This window comes from Bradyrhizobium sp. HKCCYLRH3097 (assembly GCF_051167875.1).
In the GTDB taxonomy this organism is placed as follows: Bacteria; Pseudomonadota; Alphaproteobacteria; order Rhizobiales; family Xanthobacteraceae; genus Bradyrhizobium.
On sequence record NZ_JBNPTX010000004.1, the window covers coordinates 475,872 to 494,310 of the forward strand.

18 protein-coding genes and 1 tRNA gene are annotated in these 18,439 nt (G+C 65.8%); 11 read left to right on the plus strand and 8 right to left on the minus strand.

Features of this window, described 5'->3' with window-relative positions; all coding sequences use genetic code 11:
* Positions 1 to 153 precede the first annotated feature (153 nt).
* Positions 154 to 1,857: a hypothetical protein gene (locus tag ACQR0U_RS13700; RefSeq protein WP_434845112.1), complete on the minus strand. Its 1,704-nt coding sequence runs from the start codon at positions 1,855 to 1,857 to the stop codon at positions 154 to 156.
* Positions 1,858 to 1,976: 119 nt separating this feature from the next.
* On the opposite strand from ACQR0U_RS13700, the gene ACQR0U_RS13705 reads away from it, so the two are divergent.
* The 7 genes from ACQR0U_RS13705 (at position 1,977) to ACQR0U_RS13735 (ending at position 9,655) form a co-directional block, all read left to right on the plus strand.
* Positions 1,977 to 3,212: a phosphatase PAP2 family protein gene (locus ACQR0U_RS13705; RefSeq protein ID WP_316205791.1), complete on the plus strand. Its 1,236-nt coding sequence runs from the start codon at positions 1,977 to 1,979 to the stop codon at positions 3,210 to 3,212.
* 17 nt (positions 3,213 to 3,229) lie between these two features.
* Positions 3,230 to 5,347 (plus strand): S8 family serine peptidase, encoded by a 2,118-nt coding sequence (locus ACQR0U_RS13710; RefSeq protein WP_316175734.1) that lies wholly within the window; start codon positions 3,230 to 3,232, stop codon positions 5,345 to 5,347.
* Positions 5,348 to 5,607: 260 nt separating this feature from the next.
* A complete protein-coding gene (locus tag ACQR0U_RS13715) occupies positions 5,608 to 5,913 on the plus strand; it encodes a hypothetical protein (RefSeq protein WP_315716237.1) in 306 nt (101 codons plus the stop codon).
* A 100-nt stretch (positions 5,914 to 6,013) separates the two neighbouring features.
* Complete coding sequence (locus ACQR0U_RS13720) at positions 6,014 to 7,030, plus strand: hypothetical protein (protein ID WP_434843245.1); 1,017 nt, start codon at positions 6,014 to 6,016, stop codon at positions 7,028 to 7,030.
* Between the two features lie 91 nt (positions 7,031 to 7,121).
* The gene (locus ACQR0U_RS13725) at positions 7,122 to 7,370 is read left to right on the plus strand and encodes a hypothetical protein (protein ID WP_315716235.1); all 249 of its coding nucleotides are present in this window, start codon (positions 7,122 to 7,124) and stop codon (positions 7,368 to 7,370) included.
* 46 nt (positions 7,371 to 7,416) lie between these two features.
* Positions 7,417 to 8,574 carry a hypothetical protein gene (locus ACQR0U_RS13730; protein WP_434843244.1) on the plus strand — a complete coding sequence of 386 codons (1,158 nt, stop codon included), beginning with the start codon at positions 7,417 to 7,419 and terminating at the stop codon, positions 8,572 to 8,574.
* 10 nt (positions 8,575 to 8,584) lie between these two features.
* Positions 8,585 to 9,655 (plus strand): hypothetical protein, encoded by a 1,071-nt coding sequence (locus tag ACQR0U_RS13735; protein WP_434843243.1) that lies wholly within the window; start codon positions 8,585 to 8,587, stop codon positions 9,653 to 9,655.
* A gap of 356 nt (positions 9,656 to 10,011) precedes the next feature.
* Here the strand turns inward: ACQR0U_RS13735 and ACQR0U_RS13740 are convergent.
* Positions 10,012 to 10,096: transfer RNA gene (locus ACQR0U_RS13740), tRNA-Leu, on the minus strand.
* 173 nt (positions 10,097 to 10,269) lie between these two features.
* Between ACQR0U_RS13740 and ACQR0U_RS13745 the strand changes: the two genes are divergently transcribed.
* Positions 10,270 to 10,803, plus strand: a complete 534-nt coding sequence (locus ACQR0U_RS13745) for a disulfide bond formation protein B (protein WP_316202558.1) — start codon at positions 10,270 to 10,272, stop codon at positions 10,801 to 10,803.
* Here the strand turns inward: ACQR0U_RS13745 and ACQR0U_RS13750 are convergent.
* Positions 10,800 to 11,885 (minus strand): AbrB family transcriptional regulator, encoded by a 1,086-nt coding sequence (locus ACQR0U_RS13750; RefSeq protein ID WP_434844084.1) that lies wholly within the window; start codon positions 11,883 to 11,885, stop codon positions 10,800 to 10,802. The genes ACQR0U_RS13745 and ACQR0U_RS13750 overlap by 4 nt on opposite strands.
* Positions 11,886 to 11,968: 83 nt before the next feature.
* The gene (locus ACQR0U_RS13755) at positions 11,969 to 12,280 is read right to left on the minus strand and encodes a PsiF family protein (RefSeq protein WP_316171830.1); all 312 of its coding nucleotides are present in this window, start codon (positions 12,278 to 12,280) and stop codon (positions 11,969 to 11,971) included.
* A 191-nt stretch (positions 12,281 to 12,471) separates the two neighbouring features.
* Between ACQR0U_RS13755 and ACQR0U_RS13760 the strand changes: the two genes are divergently transcribed.
* From ACQR0U_RS13760 to ACQR0U_RS13770, 3 genes are all read left to right on the plus strand, one after another.
* Positions 12,472 to 12,966, plus strand: coding sequence for a hypothetical protein (locus ACQR0U_RS13760; RefSeq protein WP_315716224.1), 495 nt, complete (start codon positions 12,472 to 12,474; stop codon positions 12,964 to 12,966).
* A gap of 202 nt (positions 12,967 to 13,168) precedes the next feature.
* The gene (locus tag ACQR0U_RS13765; RefSeq protein WP_434842360.1) at positions 13,169 to 13,954 is read left to right on the plus strand and encodes a sulfite exporter TauE/SafE family protein; all 786 of its coding nucleotides are present in this window, start codon (positions 13,169 to 13,171) and stop codon (positions 13,952 to 13,954) included.
* A 5-nt stretch (positions 13,955 to 13,959) separates the two neighbouring features.
* Complete coding sequence (locus tag ACQR0U_RS13770) at positions 13,960 to 14,622, plus strand: DsbA family protein (protein ID WP_434842359.1); 663 nt, start codon at positions 13,960 to 13,962, stop codon at positions 14,620 to 14,622.
* A gap of 64 nt (positions 14,623 to 14,686) precedes the next feature.
* On the opposite strand, the gene ACQR0U_RS13775 is transcribed toward ACQR0U_RS13770, so the two are convergent.
* From ACQR0U_RS13775 to ACQR0U_RS13790, 4 genes are all read right to left on the minus strand, one after another.
* The gene (locus tag ACQR0U_RS13775) at positions 14,687 to 14,893 is read right to left on the minus strand and encodes a hypothetical protein (protein ID WP_172111383.1); all 207 of its coding nucleotides are present in this window, start codon (positions 14,891 to 14,893) and stop codon (positions 14,687 to 14,689) included.
* A gap of 91 nt (positions 14,894 to 14,984) precedes the next feature.
* Positions 14,985 to 15,806 carry a hypothetical protein gene (locus tag ACQR0U_RS13780; RefSeq protein WP_434842358.1) on the minus strand — a complete coding sequence of 274 codons (822 nt, stop codon included), beginning with the start codon at positions 15,804 to 15,806 and terminating at the stop codon, positions 14,985 to 14,987.
* Between the two features lie 4 nt (positions 15,807 to 15,810).
* Positions 15,811 to 17,175, minus strand: coding sequence for a hypothetical protein (locus tag ACQR0U_RS13785; protein ID WP_410052236.1), 1,365 nt, complete (start codon positions 17,173 to 17,175; stop codon positions 15,811 to 15,813).
* Between the two features lie 140 nt (positions 17,176 to 17,315).
* Positions 17,316 to 18,383, minus strand: coding sequence for a phospholipase (locus ACQR0U_RS13790; RefSeq protein ID WP_315716219.1), 1,068 nt, complete (start codon positions 18,381 to 18,383; stop codon positions 17,316 to 17,318).
* Positions 18,384 to 18,439 lie beyond the last annotated feature (56 nt).

Consider the following 18,439-nt stretch of genomic DNA (forward strand, 5'->3'; position numbering starts at 1 on the left):
TCGCTTTCAGCGACGATGCATGTTCGGGTTTGCGGGAACGGGACGCGGATTGAGCACGCCAGCGGAGCTGATTGCCTCAACGCGAGGCTCCTCTAGACCGTCAGGCGCTCGTGGATTGCCGCTCCCTGACCTCTCGGATGAAGTGTGACGCCGCTAGAACTGTCGGGCTGGCAACGAGTTGATGATTGATGTTCGATGCAGGCCAGCCGCGGGGTAGGCTTTATCCCTCAGCTTGTCGTATGAGAAGTCCGGCTCCGTTGTCTGCAGCTTGCGAACCATCTCGAAAGAAAGCTCCCGGTGCCCATTATGGGCATAGAGAGCGGACAAATATCGCAAGGGTGGAGCAAAGGTCGGAGCAAGAGCATGGCTGGCTTCTGCAAGATGGACGGCCTTGTCGAGTTCTCCCGCCATGGTCCCCGCAATGCAGCTCAGGGCATCGAGCTGAAAACGGAAAGGCGCCGCACCAGCGATCGTACGGGCAAGCAATGTGTGCTGGAAGCCGTCCTCTGGTTTGCCGAGATAGCTCTTTGCGATTCCCAGGCAGGCCCAGGCGATCGGGTTGGCGTGGTTCAGTTGGATGGCTCGCTCGGCCAGCTCATAGGCGGCAACGTACGAGCGTCGCATCATGGAATGGACATGCGCGCTCAGGCCAGCAACATAGGAGTTGTAGGGTTCGAGCTCCAGCGCCCGGTACATCAGATCGAAAGCCTCCGCCTCAAGCGTCTGGCGGCAGTTGAATTGGCGCTCGGCGAGCATGAAGGTGCGCAAATAGGCGCGCCACGCGAGATAGATGCCGCGTGGCTCGGCCGCGAAAGCAGCCGCGAACAGCTTGTCGGCGGACTCGAAGTTGGCTCTGCCAAGTCGAAACAGGCGCAGGATACCAGCATAGCATAGATGGGAGGCAGACCTCGGAGCGCCATCCTTGATATGAGCGAGTTGATCGACGGCGAAGTTGACCACCAGGTTGATGGTTCTCATCACATTGGTGTCGTTCAGGTCGAGCGTACCCTCGCCGTTGATCTGCAATGTCGACGACCATGCCAGCGTGTTGGCAGGGCGCTGCAACAGCGCGAGCCGAACGATCTTGCTCGTGTCAGATCCGAACACATCAGAACGCAGGGAGAGCGTGCCGGCCGAGGAGCCATCGTCACCAATCGGGCCATCGCCAGGCAAAGTGTCCGCCGGCCAGGCCGCCGACGCGCTCATGTCGCGCCGGTCTTGGATCGTGGCTACGCCCAGTTCCTTGATCGTCTTGGCGATGGAATCGACGAGGCTGTCCGTCACGACCGCAGTATCCGACGGGCCTGTCCGGCAGCCGGGGATCAGGACGATTCGGTTTCGCGAGGGCCGCTCATCGGCGGGCTGCAGGTGCGCTGCAAGATCGGTCGCGAGATTGGCAGCGTGGCGGAGGTCAGGCGACGGCGCGACGTGCATCTGGAATCGCGCACGCTCCTCGCGCAGCCAATCCTCGAACTCCTCCTCTGCAATGTCAAAGCCTTCAAGAAGCTCACCTTGGGGAGGCGCCATCTCCTGCTGCGGCGACGCGGTAGCGTAACGGGCGATGTCGGTCTCAAATAGCTTTGGATCGAGCGAAATGACGAAGCTGTCGGTGCACAGCAGGGAGCGGCAGTCGGCCAGCGCCTTGCGGATTTCGGTCAGGCTTTGGCGAAGGCTGGCCGCGCCTTGCTCCTTGCCGCGGCTCCCCCAGAGCCTGTCCTGGATCCAGACCCGCGACCGCTTGTGCTCACGCGCCAGCGCCAACATCGCAATGAGGGCGCAAGCCTTGCGTCCTCTAGGCGTGCAATCCTCGCCAGAAGCCTTGACCACGCGGAACGGACCAAGAAGCTTGATCAGCAATTTTGGATCTGAGCTCACATTCGTCGCCCACAACCATGATGTAATCAGTCGTGAAAATACGGAAACCAATGATTGAGTAGTGAAGTCTCCAACACCCTTGCTGTCAACGTGAAAAATCCGTGAAACGCCGTCATTTCGAAGGCCGGCGGCTTGACCGCGCGTGCCGTCAAAACGACCATTCAGTGGTAACGGGCGGAGCAAGTCCGCCGGGCCAGGCAGGGAGGCGGCAGATGGCATGGCTAAGCGGTGAGAGCGGAGAAAGCGGCGAAAGTGGTGAGAGCGGCGAAAGCGGCGAAAGCGGTGAGAGCGGCGAAGGCCGCCGTGTCCGCGCCTCATCGCGTGCACGCGCGCTGATTACCAGCCGGGAGGGCGTCGTCGGCTACTGGAACCAGCCGTCACACACGCCTGATCACTATACTGCCGGGCCAGAGGCGCTCGATCGCTGGTCGCGCGACGTGCGACTGCGCATCTTCGCTGGCGAGCTGTTGTCGGGCCTTGTCTATGACGAAGGCGAGACCTCGATCTCGCTTCAGTACCGTGGCCGCAGCGATGAGACGTTCACGCCGATCGTGCACATGATCCGTCCCAATGCCTCGGACTTCGCCGAACAAGCGGCTTGGGTGTTCAACTATGCCGCGCTCCGGATGGAACGCAGTAGCGAGATCCTGGCCGAGCTGCACGATTTCACCAGCTTCTTGGGCCTGGTCGGATACTGGAATCCGAGCCGCAGCCCGCACACCGCCGAGCTGCTGGCGCTGATCCTGCAGGTGACGACCACGATCGAAATGCGGGTCAAGCATGCGCTCACCTGCCGGCGCCCAATCGAATATTCACCGCAGATACAGCCGATGATCCAGACGCCGGGGCATGGGTCGCTGCCGAGCGGCCATGCCACGGAATCCTTTGCTGCGGCCTTCGTGATCAACGCCCTCATGCGCAAGGCGAGGACCGGGCGAGACGATGTCGATGCGACCGATCCAGTGTTCGTGCAGCTGATGCGCCACGCCGAGCGCATTGCCATCAACCGGACGGTCGCCGGCGTGCATTTTCCGGTCGACAGCGTGGCCGGTATGGTGCTGGGCTGGACCTTGGCGGAGCTGTTCATTGCGCGCTGCTCTGGCTGCGGCCAGGTCACGATGCGCAAGTTCGACGGGCGGGGGTTCAACGACGATTTCCGCTACGACGATGTGCTGGCGATGTCCTACAGGCGATCGGCTGCTGCGAACGTCGCCAGCGAGCAGGGTGGCGGCGGCGCGATCATCGAGGCCGGCACGCCATCGACCGTTCCAGCCTCGCCGATCTTGCAGCATCTCTGGACGCAGGCGCTTGCCGAGTGCCGCCTGATCGTCGGCTGACACGAAAGGACAGGCGCATGAGAGACTGGCGAGGAGATCGGGCCGAACGAGCCAATCCCTATCTGGACTGGGAGTTGCGCAACAGGCCGCTCGGCAAGAGGCTGGACTGGTGCAGCGTGCAGATCCAACTGCTGCCGGAGGCCAACGGCAGCTATGTGGTCCATCTCGGCCAGTTGGCCGCCATCGTGGCCGCCGGCCGCGAGCCGGACGAGCCTGCTGACGCGCTGACCATCCGCATGTCGGCCGACGAATTCGATCTGCTGACGAAGCTGATCGACGACATCCGCATCGGTCGCGTCCCCCCGCCGGACGATCCGCGCGATGTGCAGTTCTTCATCTACCGGCCCGAAGACATCGCCAATCGCACTGCCGCCAACGGTCTCTTCACCGCGATCCATGTCGGCCCGCCGATTCCAGGCCTGCGCTTCGACTCTGGCATCGCCGCGCCGACCGATCTCGGCAAGCCGTTGACGGATTTGACGCGGCAGGTCGCTATCGGCGTCATCGATGACGGCATCGCCTTTGCCAACCGCCGTTTTCGCAGCAGGAGCGGCAGATCGCGCATCCGAGCGATCTGGCTGCAGGATGTCGAGCGCCGGACCAAGGATTTCGGCGTCGCCGCCGGGCAGCGGCTCACCGGCGAGGAGCTCGACGTGCTGTTTGCGGCGAATGCGAGCGAGGCCGACATCTATCGCGCGTTCGGCATGACCGATTTCGGCAATGATCAGCACAAGCCGCTGGCGCAACGCGTCTCGCACGGCACACACATCCTCGATCTCTCCGGCGGCTACGATCCGACCGCGGAGGATATCGGCAGCAAGCGGCCTCTGTTGGCGGTGCAACTGCCGTCGCCGGTGTCCAGCGATACGACCGGCGTTACCATGGCGAGCTACGTGCTGCAGGGGGCGCGCCAGATCATGCTGTGGGCCGACCGGATCAACCCGAAGCTGCCGCTCGTCATCAATTTCAGCTATGGCATCGCGGCCGGCCCCAAGAACGGCAGCCACGAGATCGAGCAGGCTCTGTCGCGGATGATCGAGCGTCGCAACCAACGCGGCGGCCCGACCTATCTGGTGCTGCCGGCCGGCAACAGCTATCGCGAGCGGACGACGGGGCGGATGGTTGTGCAGCCCGGCGCCTCCGATCAGATCGATTGGATCATGCTGCCGGATGACGGTACGTCCAATCATCTCGAGATCTGGCTCGACGGCGAAGCGATCGCGCAGCAATGGCCGCGCGTCGGCGTCAGCCTGACGCCGCCCGGCGATGTGCCGCGCAAGATCGATGGATTCGGTGATGGCGATGTGCAGGTGCTGGAGGATGACGGCAAGCCGATCGCCGCCATCAATGGCCACCTCGCCAAGGTGGCCGGCCAGCCCGACCGCGTCCGCTTTCATCTGTCGGTCAATCCGACCACCGCGCGCTGGAGCGTGAGGCAACCGGCGCCGGCCGGACGCTGGCGGCTTTCCATCACCAACGGATCGGAGGCGCCGCTGACCGCACATCTCTACATCCAGCGCGACGATACCCCGCTGGGCTACGTGCAGCATGGACGTCAGTCCTATTTCGATCATGCAGGGGGCTATCAGCGTGCGGCGCTGGATGGCAGCTACAGCGATCCGGACAGCAGCGGCTGCCCCATGACTCGCGAGGACACACTGTCGGCGCTCGCGACCGGTGCGGGCGCGCTCGTGGTCGGCGCCGTCGATGCCGCGGGCCAGCCGACGGATTATACGGCGAGCGGTCCGACGCCGGGGCGCGCCGAGCCCGATTGTGCTGCCATCGCCGACCAGGGGCCCGCGCATTGGGGCGTGCTCGCGGCCGGTACCCGGAGCGGTTCGGTGGTGGCGATGCGCGGCACCAGCGTGGCAGCGCCGCAACTCGTACGTCGGCTCGCAGACTATCTCGCATCGCTGCAACCGGGCCCGGTGCTTGCGTCGCTTGCGGTGACCGACGGTCCCGTGGCCAGCTCCGACATCCCGCCGCCGGGCGCCGCCGTGCTCGAGCCGATCAAGCAGGACGCGGTCGCCACTTCGCCGTGTGACCATGCCCGTATCGGCAGTTTCATCCTGCGTGCGAGCGGCCACCCCGGCCTGCCGCCGCGGACCTATCCGCGCAGCCCAAACTTGCGGTGAGCCCGACTCCCTGGTTCGCCGCCGCGCAATCGCAGCATGCTGGCAGACAGTGAGCCAGCACAGCCGCGCGCCTCGACTCCCAGCCTGAATCCGATGCCTCTTGCGCTGCGCCCTTGCCGACGCGCGCGATAGCGCAAGTGCGTGAGTGCAGATGGCGTCGTTCCGATGCATTTTTGACGATGCTCTTGCGATGTCCTGACGATCGTCTCACACCGCCTCGGCATAGTTCCTCCCGTGCAAACGAGACACAGGAGGATTCAATGCGCAGATCCAATATCCGTATCGTGATGGGCTTGATCATCTCGCCCTTGCTGATGTCCCAGGCCTCCGGTCAGAACCTCAAGGACCTGGTGCCGACCTATCAGCCGCATCAACAGACCGACAGCGAGCGGTTGCAGAACTTCCGCGCTCCAGCCCCGCCTCCGACCAACTATCCGAACATCAGCCGTGATCCTTCCACCAACGAGCCGCGGCTCAACGTCAACCGCGATGTCTCGCTCGGCGGCAACGTGACCCGGAACAGCGCCGAGGGAAACGTCCGCTTCCCGATTCCGGGATCTCGCTAGGCGCTGTTCGGCGACATGGATGACTGCTCGCCGTCCAGGCGCGGCGTCTCGAAAGCGGGACGCTGCTTCAAACAATCATGATGACGTGAGGAGATTGCAGATGAAGAGTCTTCGACTGATGGCCTGCTCCGCCATGCTGTTGCCCAGCGTCGCTCTGGCGCAACAGCAGATTCCGACAGGCTCACTTCCGCCCGACATCGCGGCCGCGATCAAGGCGGCTCCGCTGACGCAGACGCTGATTCCGATCAGCGGCGAGGAGAAATTCGCGCAGCAGATCATCAAGGCAGACGAGATTTCCTTCGCGGCGGGGGCAAAGCTGACGCTGACCGGATTGAACTATCCCTACATCGTGGTGGCCGCGCAACGCATCAAGTTCGCCAACCCGGACACCTACAGCATCATCCAGCGCGATCCGCAGGCCGTGGCCGCCGTCGGCAGTGACGGCCCCGCAGGTCCCAATGGCGCCGACAATCCCGGCGAGACCAACCGGACTGGCAATCCCGGTTACCCCGGCGGCCCTGGCGGGCCTGCCGTGGCCGGACAGACCCGGCAACTGCCCGACGTCTATCTGGTCGCCGGAGAGCTCTCCGATCCGAAAGGGCCGATCCCGGCTGGTCTTCTCAACCTCGTCCTTCTCTTCCGCGGCATTGACGGCGGCGATGGTGGGACCGGGGGGAAAGGCGGCAACGGCGGCCGGGCTGGAAACGGCAAGGAAGGGGCCACGAGCCTGTTCGACTGCAAGGAGGGGGGCGGCCCCGGCGGGACGGGAGGCGCTGCCGGTCCCGGAGGACGCGGCGGTGACGCTGGCGCTGGGGGACAAGGCGCCGACCTCGTCTTCGTCACGACCAGACCTGCCTACGAAGTCCTGAGCTATTCGCGGATCAACAATGTCGGCGGGAGGGCCGGACTCCCAGGTCGGGGCGGCGGCCCGGGCAATCCGGGCCCCGGAGGCCAGGGCGCGCCGGCCAATGGCTGGTGCAAGGGCACAGGCGGAGGATCGCCAGGCAATTTCCCGTCGCCTGCAAACCTCGGCTTCGGCAATACGTCTGCGGACGGCGCGAAGGGAACGGTCACGGCGGTCATCCTTCCGTCCGTCGGTCCTCTGTTCGGCAAGTGACGCGGCGAGCGGCAGATGAAACCTGCGGGCCGCGTCCTGCAGGTTTCGTCCGCCGGCGCGCGGTCCCAATTCCTCAATCCCGGAGCAATCCATGACGACGACGCGCGACAGAGTGGAGCAATACGTCCTCGACTATTTCCATCGCCAGTGGCCCTCGGCGACCGAGGCCACCTCGCTCGCCGGCGATCTCGGCCTGGATGCCTATGACATCTACGACATCGGCCGGCATCTGCGGGGGTGGCGCCGCGCCAGCTACACGCCGAGTGAGTTCGCCGGCTGCGAACTGGTGAAGGATATCGTGACGCTGATCTACCAGAAGGTCCGCGCCGCCGGAAACTGAGGCGGGCACCGGCGGGATCCGGTCTACCACATGAAGGAAGGTACCGATGAAGCGCATGAGCCTCGCCAGTCTTACCGTCGCCGTCGCGGGCGGCATCCTTGCGGCGCAGGCCGCAGCCGAGACGGCAGCTGCTGACGACATCTTCGCGTGCTACAAGACCGCCCCCGCGGCCGAGCCGGACTGGACGGCGATCGCGCGCGACTATGCGCACAAGCGCCTGAAACAAGGCTGCTGGCAGCAGTGGCCCGTCGCCGCCACGCCGCACCCGCAGCGGGCGTCGGCCGCAGCCGCAGCGCTGGCGGTGAAGACGGCGCCCGGGCCCCAGCCGGTCAGCGACTTCATCTGGTTCGTGCGCAAGGACTTCGCCGATGTGGACATGTTCGGCAAACCGCAGTCCAATGAGAAGGCGACGGGTGCGGAATTGTCCTGGGCGCGCAACAACACGGCCGCCGACACGATCTGGCAGGTCAATGGACTGGTCGGTCTCGCCTACAGCTATCTCAACGAAGACTACTCGCGCTTCATCGGTGCCAGCCTGGCGTCCTATGTGAAGGTCGATAAGGAAGCGCATTCCGCCGCGGCAAGCGACGACAGCCGGGATGCGATCACCGTCGGCGGCAGCGCCGAGGTCGGATTCATCAACCCGATCGGTGGCGCCGACTATATCCGCGGCAGCTGGCTCGAGACCCGCGACGGGATCCTGAACCGGACCACTGGGCAGGCCAAGCTCGAATGGATGCCGATGTATCTGCGCGTGAACCGGCAGATTCCGGGCACCTTCGTGACCACCAATTTCCGCCCCGACCTCAAGGTGCAATATGACGAGCGCCAGGGCGGTGTCGCACCGATCGGCTTCTCCGGTCTCGGCCGCTCGCTGCGCATCGGCCCCGAAGCGACGTTTCTGTTCCGCGTTGCGGATTTCGGCACAACGCTGCCGGCCTGGGCCGAGCCGCTCGCTGGTCTGAGCGGCGCCGTCACCTATCACTGGTGGCGCGAGGTCTATTCCGGGCAGAGCGGCAGCTGGCTCGACAGCACGATCAAGTATGACATCAACCCGAACGTCGCGCTCGCCTTCTCCTATCAGAAGGGGCGCAACGAGGAGACGGCCAAGCGAACGGACCTGTACAAGCTCTCGCTCAATTTCAAGACCTGCGCCGCCTTCGCTGGCTTCTCGGGCGGACGCTGCACCGCCGACAAGGACTGAGCTGGCAGTCATGACCGGGTTCTGGAAGCTCTACGGCTTCACGACGGAGGGAGATGATATGGACAAGGCCATCGATGGTTTCGTTCAGGTGCTGAGCTTCGTGCTCGCCTCATCCTCGACCGCAGCGCTGCTGGCGGTCGGACTGATCCTGCTGCTCATCACCACGGTGTTCGCCTGCATCGCGCTCAGGTCAAGACCGGAAGAGGTCACCTCGTTCTTCAAGGCGGCGTTCTTCCTTTGCCTGGTTGGTGGCATCCTGTTCTCCGCGGCCGGTCCGTCGCTCGCGCTGTTCTACGTGTCGCAGGATCCGATTCGCAGCAAGTCGGTCAATGAAGCGATCGACGATCTCGCCAGCAACAGACGTGTGCGCTATGTCATCCGCATGATCTCGCGCAGCCCCTCGGATGCCGCCCTCGGCATCGACGCGCTGACCCAGCTCGGTCCGCCCCGGCAGAAGTATTCCTTCGTCGCCGACTACGAGGAGTTGAAGGGTCATACGGTCAAGGAAGCGCTCGACCTGTTCGGCATCGGCTACGTCGCCGGATACCGTGTATCAGTCGTGATCTTTCCCCTGCAGATCGATCTCTATCCGGCCAATGCGCGGGGTCTGTTGCAGGTCGTCAGCAATGTCGAGGCCGGCGTTGCGCCGGAGGATCGCTTTCTCAAGCCCGGCAAGCTTCACGACGCGGAGCTCAAGGAGTTCGGCGACACCGGCATTCAGACCTACCGTATCGACAACTTCAAGCCGTTCTACCCGCATTATTGCGAGCTGGCGCAGACCTTCTTCTGCGGGCACTACGCCGCCAAGGAGCTCGTCGGCGGCCTCTACCGCGATTGGCATCCCCTCGGCTTCTCGCAGAAGAATCCACCGACCCAACCCTGCACGATTCCCAAGGAGAAGTTCTGCGCCTTCTCGGACTGGGACAAGGTGCGGCAGGACTTCAAGGGCCACTTCGGTGTTCGCGCGTTCCTCATCGAAAATCTCGAGATTGGCAAGATCCCTGGCCGCATGCTGTTCGACTTCCAGGATCCGCAGCGCGACAGGATTCCCGAGTTGGGGCTTCCACCAGCGTCTGACTGACCCACGCTTGCCAGCGAAGGAAGCCTATGGAGGTTAGTTTCCGAGCGGTTTCTGCTTGTCGTCGTAGCAATAGGCGAAGCGCCAAAGTTACGATCCGGTCGCGGTGACGAGCATGAAGAGCCCGCCTTCATTTGAGCGCTTGTAGTCTTTCCTTGCCGGCTTCAGGTGCCGGAAATAGGGGGGCGGATTTGGCCGGCATAGGTTCGATTCCACCCAAAGCTCGCGATACCATGACCCCGCGCACTCTCATCAAGGATACCAGCAAGACGGGGCGAACGCCGGCCAAGGGCAAACGGCGGCTTGTCTTTGATTATGAGGGGAAAACGAACGTCGGCGGATGCGGGCAAACGTCCAAATGGTGCCCCTGGCCGGAATCGAACCAGCACTCCTTGCGGAACTCGATTTTGAGTCGAGCGCGTCTACCAGTTCCGCCACAGGGGCATTCGCCGGGCCTGTGCAGGAACCATAGCGAAGCGGGCGGACTATAGCGGGCGGCCGGGCCGGGTCAACCCGCACGGACGTGATGGGCGCGCATCTCGACAGCTTTCGCGGGCCGGAGTAGGAGCCGGAACGGCCCGGCATGGGACCGGATGCAGCCCCGTTCGGGAGGACCGATGACCAATACTTCTGTGATGGCGCGCCCCGCGGCGGGAGCCATGAGCCCGGCGGTGGCGGCGGCGCTGCTCGCGGCCGGCATCGCGGCGGCGGCCTTGGCCGGCGCCTGGTACATGCAGCTGGTCTGGGGCCTGCAGCCCTGCGAGCTCTGCCTGAAGCAGCGCTGGGCCTATTATGCGATCGTGCCGCTCGGGCTGCTCATCGCGCTCGCCGCCAAAGGCGGCGCGCCGCGCGCGCTGGTGCTCGCGGGGCTCGGCGTCGTCGCGCTGGTGGCGCTCGGCAATGCCGGGCTCGGCGTCTATCACTCCGGCGTCGAATGGGGCTTCTGGCCGGGGCCGACCGAATGCACCGGGCCGATCGGCAATCTCGGCAGCGCGGGCAACCTCTTGGAGCGGCTCGATAGCGTCAAGGTTGTACGCTGCGACGAGGTGCAATTCCGCTTCCTCGGCCTGTCGCTCGCCGGCTACAGCGTGCTGATCTCGCTTCTGATCGCCGCCATCGCGGGCTGGGGCATCGCCCGGAAGCGCGCCTAGTCGTCGACGTCCTCCTGCGGCCGTCCGAACAGATGGACGATGCCGGGGGTGGCGATGGTGACGAACACGAAGCGCGACAGGTGATGCGCGCCGACGAAGATCGGGTCGATGTGCAGCGTCAACGCCAGCGCCATCATCGCGTCCATCGCGCCGGGCGCGAACGCGACGATGGTGTCGGAGAAGCGCACATGCGTCACCAGCACGATCACGGTGACGAACAGCGCCGAGATCGCCACCGCGATCGCGAACGAGCCCAGCGCCGCCCTGATATGGCCGACCAGGGTCTTCACCCGCATCCGGGCGAAGCGGCTGCCGATCAGGGCGCCGATGCCGACCAGCGCCACGCCGCGCATCCATTCCGGCAGGCCGCCCTCGACGAGGCCGGTGCCGTGCAGGACGCCGCTGGCGACCATCGCGCCGAACAGCCAGCTCGCCGGAAACCTGATCAGCTGCATCAGCATCGCCGCGACCAGCGAGGCCACCAGCAGTGCGAGCAGGCCGAGCGGCGAGGCGACGCTCTGGCCGAGCGAGATCGGCGCCGCCGGTGCGACGCCGGCCACTGCCAGCACCAGCGGCAGCGCCGCCGTCAGGATGATCACCCGCAGCGTCTGCACCACGGCGATCGCCGGCAGGTCGGCGCCGCGCTCCACCGCGAGCATCGTGATCTGCGACAGCGCGCCGGGACTGCCGGCGAGCAGCGCCGAGGTGCGGTCCCAGCCATGGATGCGCTGCAGATAGAGGCTGGAGCCGAAGGTCGAGCAGAACGTCGCGAGCGCCAGGAGGCCGATGGTCACCGGATAGGCGCTGACATGGTTGATCAGCTCGCGCGAGACCACGGCGCCGATCGAGATGCCGAGCAGCAGCAGCACGGTCTGGGTCAGGATCGGCGGCATCGCCAGCGGGCGGCCGGCGATTGCGGCGATCGCGGTCGCGATCATCGCGCCGGAGATCAGCCCGCCGGGCAGATGGGCGACGAGGAAGATCAGGCCGCCGGCGGTGCCGAGCACGAGGGTCTCGATCGCGCTCAGGGTCTTGGCGCGGCTCGGCAGGTCAAAGGGGAGGGAGGAGATGATCTGGCGCACGGCGCCTTATGCCAAAACCTGCCTGCGCGAACAATTCCCGCCGCTGCGCAGGCGCCATGCGCGCATGCGCCCGCAGGGGCCGGTCATTTCGGTTTGTCGGGCGTCGGCAAGGGAGCGGGCACGGGTGTGGTCGCGGCGGCGGCCGCGGCCTTGTCGCGCTTGCAGGCCGAGCGGAATTTGCCGCGTGCCTTGCCCTTCAGCCCCTGCTCGTCGGCCTCCTTGGAGCAGGCGATGGAAATCGTCCGCCGCGCCGCCTTGTCGAGGGTGGCGAACTTGTCGGTGGCGGCATCGGGCCGCGACGGCAGCGTCAATCCGGGTTGCGAGCGGGCGGGGCCCGCGGCCGACAGGGTGGCCATTGCGATGGCCGCAATCGCCGCCCGGGCAGTGAATCTCATGCTGAAGTCCTCGAACGAAAGGCACGCTGCGATGTCCGGCGATGCTGAACCCGCAGTGAATGGAATGAGCCGGATCGCCGCGCGACGCAAATTATATTTTCGCGCGGCCATGCTCCCGCCTGCTTTGTCGGTCGCGGGCGTCTCGCTAGAATTACCGTCCCATTCCACCATGCTCCACAGGGAGATCGAGGATGAGTTTTCACGCAAAATCATTGGTTGCTTCGTCACTCGCTACGCTGGCCGTGATCGGGCTCGCGACGTTCGCCGCCGCGCCGGCGAAAGCGCTGACCGCGCAGGAATGCAGCGCCAAGTACAAGCAGGCGAAGGAGGCCGGCACGCTGGGCGGCCAGAAGTGGAACGACTTCCGCAAGGCCCAGTGCGGCAGCGATGCCACCGCTGCCGCGGCACCGGCGGCTCCGGCCGCACCTGCGGCCGAGGCCAAGCCGGCCAAGGCGGCGAAATCCGACGCCAAGGAGGCCGCTCCCGCGCCGACCGGTCCCGCCGTGTTCCCCAACGCGGTGGACCCGAAATACGCCAAGGAGAAGCCCGGCAAGGCGCGTCTGCAGACCTGCGTCGATCAGTACAATGCCAACAAGGCGACCAACGCCAATGGCGGCCTGAAGTGGATCCAGAAGGGCGGCGGCTACTACAGCGAATGCACCAAGAAGCTGAAGGGCGCTGCCTGATCCGGGTTGACGAGACGTTGCCGGCGGCCGGAGGCATCATGCGTTCGGCCGCCGCTCTCGACGCCGCGCATCGCCGCGAGACCGCCGGCCGGACTCGGCTCGGTGCCGGTCACGCGCCGGTCGCGCGGCGGTGGCGGCGGCATTGCTGCTCCGGTGATTTTGGGGCTTGCCTTCCTGTGCGGGAAATGACCCTGCTCTCGCCATGATCTCTGCTGTCCAAGGTGTGCTCAGCCTGTTTTGCGGCGCGATGGTCGGGTTCTCGCTCGGCCTCGTCGGCGGCGGCGGCTCGGTGCTGGCGGTGCCGCTGATGGTCTATGTCGTCGGCGTGCCCGAGCCGCACATCGCGATCGGCTCGAGCGCCATCGCGGTCGCCACCAACGCGGCCGTCAATCTCGCCAATCATGCGCGCGGCGGCACCGTGATCTGGCCGATCGCGGCGCTGTTCGCAACGGCGGGCATCGTCGGCGCCTTCACCGGCTCGCTGCTCGGCAAGATGGTCGACGGCCAGAAGCTGCTGGCGCTGTTCGCGCTGGTGATGATGGTCATCGCCATGCTGATGCTGAAGACGCGCGCCCGCATCGGCACCCCCGATGTGAAGATGAGCATGGCCAACGTCCCGGCGATCGTCGGCTTCGGTCTCGGCACCGGCACGCTGTCCGGTTTCTTCGGCATCGGCGGCGGCTTCCTGATCGTGCCGGCGCTGATGGCTGCGACGGGCATGCCGATCATGAATGCGGTCAGCTCGTCGCTGGTCGCGGTGACGACCTTCGGGCTCACCACCGCGGCGAGCTATGCCTGGTCCGGGCTCGTCGCCTGGGATCTCGCCGGACTGTTCATCGCCGGCGGGATCGCGGGTGGCCTTGCCGGCACGCGCCTGGCGCGCCATCTCTCTGGACGGCGCGGCGCATTGAACGTGGTGTTTTCCGTCGTGATCGCGGTGGTGGCGCTGTATATGCTGACGCGCAGCCTGCTGCATATCTGGAGCTGACCTCAATGAAGCGCGTCCCCTCGACTGCGATCACCTCCGCCAGCAGCCGGCGTGACGTGTTGACGCTTTTTGGCGCAGGCGCGGCGCTTTCCTTGTGGCCCCGCGACGGTCGCGCCGAGGATGCCAACGAGCCCGACGAGGGCGCGGTGCTGCGCGACCCCGATGCGCCTGTGCTCGGCAATCCTTCGGGCGACATCGCGATCGTCGAATGGTTCGACTACAATTGTCCGTATTGCCGCAAGCTCGATCCCGAGCTGCAGCAGGTCATCCATGATGATGGCAAGGTGCGCTGGGTTCTCAAGGAGTGGCCGATTCTCGGGCCGACTTCCGTGGTTGCCGCGCGGATGGCGCTGGCCTGCAAATATCAGGACAAATACGCCAAGGCGCATGAGGCGCTGATCGGCGTCAGCTCGAAGCTCACCGAACCGCGCATCGACGAGTTGCTCGCGGGAGCAGGCGTCGACGTCGACCGCGCCAAGCGCGACCTCGCCGCCAACGCCAAGGCCATCGATGACATGCTGGCGCGCAACGACAAGCAGGCGCGGGGATTGCGTTTCCGCGGTACGCCGTCCTTCATCGTCGGCAAGTTCAGGGTACCCGGCGTGCTGACCATGGCGCAGTTCGAGCAGGTCATCGCCGACGCGCGCAAGGCCAGGGCGGCCAACTGATTGGCAAAGCAAAGGCGCCCCGACCAACGGCCGAGGCGCCCTGAAAACAGCAGCGTCGTGCGCGTTACTTCGACGAGATGCGAACCCAGTCGTCATGCGCGCGGGTCTTGAGTGAATTCCAGCTGTCCGCCGCGACGTCCCAGTTCACGATCGTCCGGCGCGTCTGCGCGGTCGGCCCGTTGGCGACCTCGGAGGTCTGCATCGAATCATGGATGTAGACGCCGAACCCCAGAATGAGAGCCCCCAGGATCATTCCCACGAATGTCCGCATGTCATGTTCTCCAGTGTGACGGCCAATAACGCCGCGGTCGAAACTTGGTTCCGCGCCCGCCGCGGTCCCGGTCCACCGCGATCAGAACATCCTAACTGCGCGATTTTTCAGGCCGCGATTCCGGCAGCGAGGTGACGAGATTGAGTGTTTTCATCTCGTCGGGCTTGAACGTGAACAGCTGGTCATGCGGCGTCTCCATCGCATGCACCCAGACCTTCAGATCGATGCCCATCTCGGCGAGATGGCGCTGGCATCGCGCCGAGATGTTCTGCGCAAGGCTCATGTCGTCGCCGGACCTCACGGCGGTCCCGGACGTGGGGACTGCGGCGATCTGATGCACGCCGATGATCGCCCGCTCGCCGGCCCGGCGCTCGAGACCGCCGGCGAACACCAGCGGGCACGACGACGCGCAATATTTTCCCGCCTCCACTTCGGTTGCGAATTTCCGCGCGCGGATCAGTCGCCCCATCGCCAACGCGTCGGCGACGGAGCCGCCGGGCGAGTTCAGCACGATCGTCCTGATATATTCGCCATGACGTTCGACTGCGTCCGCAAAGCTGCGCGCGCTGCCGGGCGTGATCGTGCCGGTCGCGAGCAGCCGGCCGCCGCCGCGCAGCTCGAACTGAATCGGCTGCTGCAAGGCACGATCGCCCTGCGGCAGCGGCATCAGCCGCTTCATCAGGGGCGCCAGCACGGATGGTGATTCCTCCGGCAGGTCCGGCGCGTCGCGCCGAATGTCGAGCTGAGGCGGGGCCGCATCCGATGGCACCTGCGGAGCATTCAACTCGAGCAGGTCCGCCGCGAGAACTGCGACGGTGACGACGAGAATGCTGCGAAAGACCCAACGCAGAATGCTCTCATCGGGATTGTCCGCGAGCCAGGCATGGACGCGTCGGTTCAGCGCCGAAGCCACGGGACTACTTTCCGATTCGAGCCGATGACAGCGACGTCACGTTCTCATCCACCGCGGCCGGCGCCGGCTCAATGGCCGGTGCAGAAGGCTCCTCCGTGGGCGTTTCGGCTGGCCGTCGCTCGGCCGCCCGCCTGGCGTCCTCGACCTCGCGCGCAATCTGCAATGCGGTGACGAGATCGGCGGCGGTCAGGCTGGAGGCGCTCACGGCGGGCAGGCCCTCGCGGCGGATGGCGGCATGGACGACGCAGAGGATCAGCACCAGCACCGCCGGCATCAGGTCGATCGAGATTGCGCCGGCCCAGCTCGGGATGAAGTCGCCGGCGTAGCGCAGCACGGCTTCAGCGGGCGACAGCGTCTGGAACCGGGTCGGCTCGATGCGCGGCAGCGCCAGGATCTTGTCGGCGGCGTCGGCGAGCGAGGCGGCCTGCGTGGCGATCGCGCTCTCCACCTTGCCGACGACGGCGGTCTGGCGCTCGGCCAGGTCGCCGCTGCGTCCGCCTGCGGCAGGCGCGATGAATCCGGCCGAAAGCGACGTCGCGGCGCGCCTCACCGCAGGTGCCACCGAGGTCTGCTGCAGATTGGCGATCACGCCCATCAGGTTCAACGACTCCGTGGCGAAGGCATCGCTACGCGTTGCGATCGGCCCGCGGTCGGAGATCAGCTCGCGCATCTTGGCGAGGCTCTTGCCGCCCTGCTCGTAGAGAGCAGAGACGCGCTTGCCGGACTCCTGGACCTGTTGTCCCAGTCCGTCGAGCTGCGTCGACATCTGCGCGAGGAGCTGGACCACGGTGCCCGATCCGGAGGTGCCGGTGAGCGAGCCCGCGCGTTCGGCGTCCGCCAGCTTGGCGAAGCGGGAGGAGGCGAGCTGGATGTCCGGCAGCAGGCTTTGCGCAGCGATGGCCTGGCTGTTGGCCCTGTCGAGGTCGCGCGTGTAGTTCTGCACGGTGATGGCGAGATGCTGCTGGATCGCTGCGGCGCCGGCCAGGGCCGACGCATTCAGCCAGGACGACATCGCGACGATCATCAGCGAGCCCAGCAGCATGCAGCCGGCCATCATCAAGCGCCCGATCGCGCTGGTGACGTGCGGCATGAACTGCATCATGAACACCCAGAAGGCGTAGATGCCGACCGAGACCGCGACTGAGTAGATGACCGCCGCAAAGAATACCGTGGTCGGACTGCCGTTGAGCAGCTCGCGGACGCCAAGATAGGTGTAGACGCCGGCGGCCAGCGCCAGGATCGCGGTCGTGAGCTTCAGCGTCACCTCGAGACGGTTGACGCCATTGGCGAGCACGACGGAGGTGGAGGAGCGGGCGGACGAGACTTGCGCGACGGACGCGGCAGGCGAGGGCATCAGCGGCGAGGGCATGAGCAGACCTTCGGCGGCGTCATGGCCGCCCGTGTGCAGCGCCCCCGCTGTATGACCGAGCAGAACCAATGCGGACAAAATCCGCCGACATTGTGTCGGCGGCATTGCCGATCAGCCATGTCGTAGCAAGGGAATCAAGCTCAGCGCATCAGCCAGCGCAGCAGCTCGACATTCGCCTCGCGCGGATAGCAGTGGCTGAGATCGTCGATCTCGCGATAGGCGACGTTGGCGCCGGCCTTGGCCAGGGCGTCCGCCGTATGCCGCGCGATCTCGACCGGAAACATCCAGTCGAGCCGGCCGTGCACGATCTGGATCGGCAGGCCGCGCAGACGGTCCCGGTCGGCGATCTCGGCCATCAGCGGATGGAACGTCGCGGCCACCGGCGCAAGATGCGTGAACGGCGAGCCTGCGGCCAGTCCGCTGACGTAGCAGAACGTGCCGCCGTCGCTCATCCCGGTCAGGAGCATGCGGGCGGGATCGATCGCGACGCGACTGCGGACGAGGTCGAGAATGCGCAGGAGGTTCGGCGTATCGGCGTCGTCGCCCATCAGCGCCCAGGTCGGTCCTGCCGCGGTGGGGGCAACCAGGATCGCGCCGAGGCTGCGCGCGGCGCGCAGCCAGCTCCAGAGAAAGTCGCGGCCGTTGCCGCTGCCGCCATGCAGCGCCATGACCAGCGGCCAGTCTCGGTCCGCCGTGTAGTATTCCGGCACATACAGCGAAAAGCCGCCGCGATTGCCGATCTCGTTATGGTCGTGAAACACGGTGTCCTTGCCTGCAGAGGACGCGGCCAGCAGCTGGCGCAGCCCGTCGTCACCGTCGACGGCGGGATCGAGGAAGAACTCGCTCAGCGGCGGCAGCGTCGCGGCCAGTGGAAACAGCGCCTCGAGTGCGCGGGGCAATTGACGGAGGGCCCTGAACACGTCGACCAGGTCGCCCTCGCCGCGCTGAACGGCGCGCAGGCCGGCAAACGACATCAGCGCTGCGTCCGCTGCGGTGTCGAAGGCGATACGGATATGGGCGAAGTCCGCCGGCCACGACGTGAGATGAATCCGCGCCGTGTGCAGCACCTGCTCGGGATCGCCGACGTCAGCCATCACGCGATCGAAATCCGGCGGGTTCAGGTAGCGTGCAACGTGGGACAGGGCTTCGAGCGTCTGCAGCAGTGGCGGCAACACGATGAGAATGTCATCCACCACGGCATCCGTCATGCAGGTCTCCTCGATACGCGATACGCGGGGCTGGCCGTCTCGTCTGCTTGCCGGTC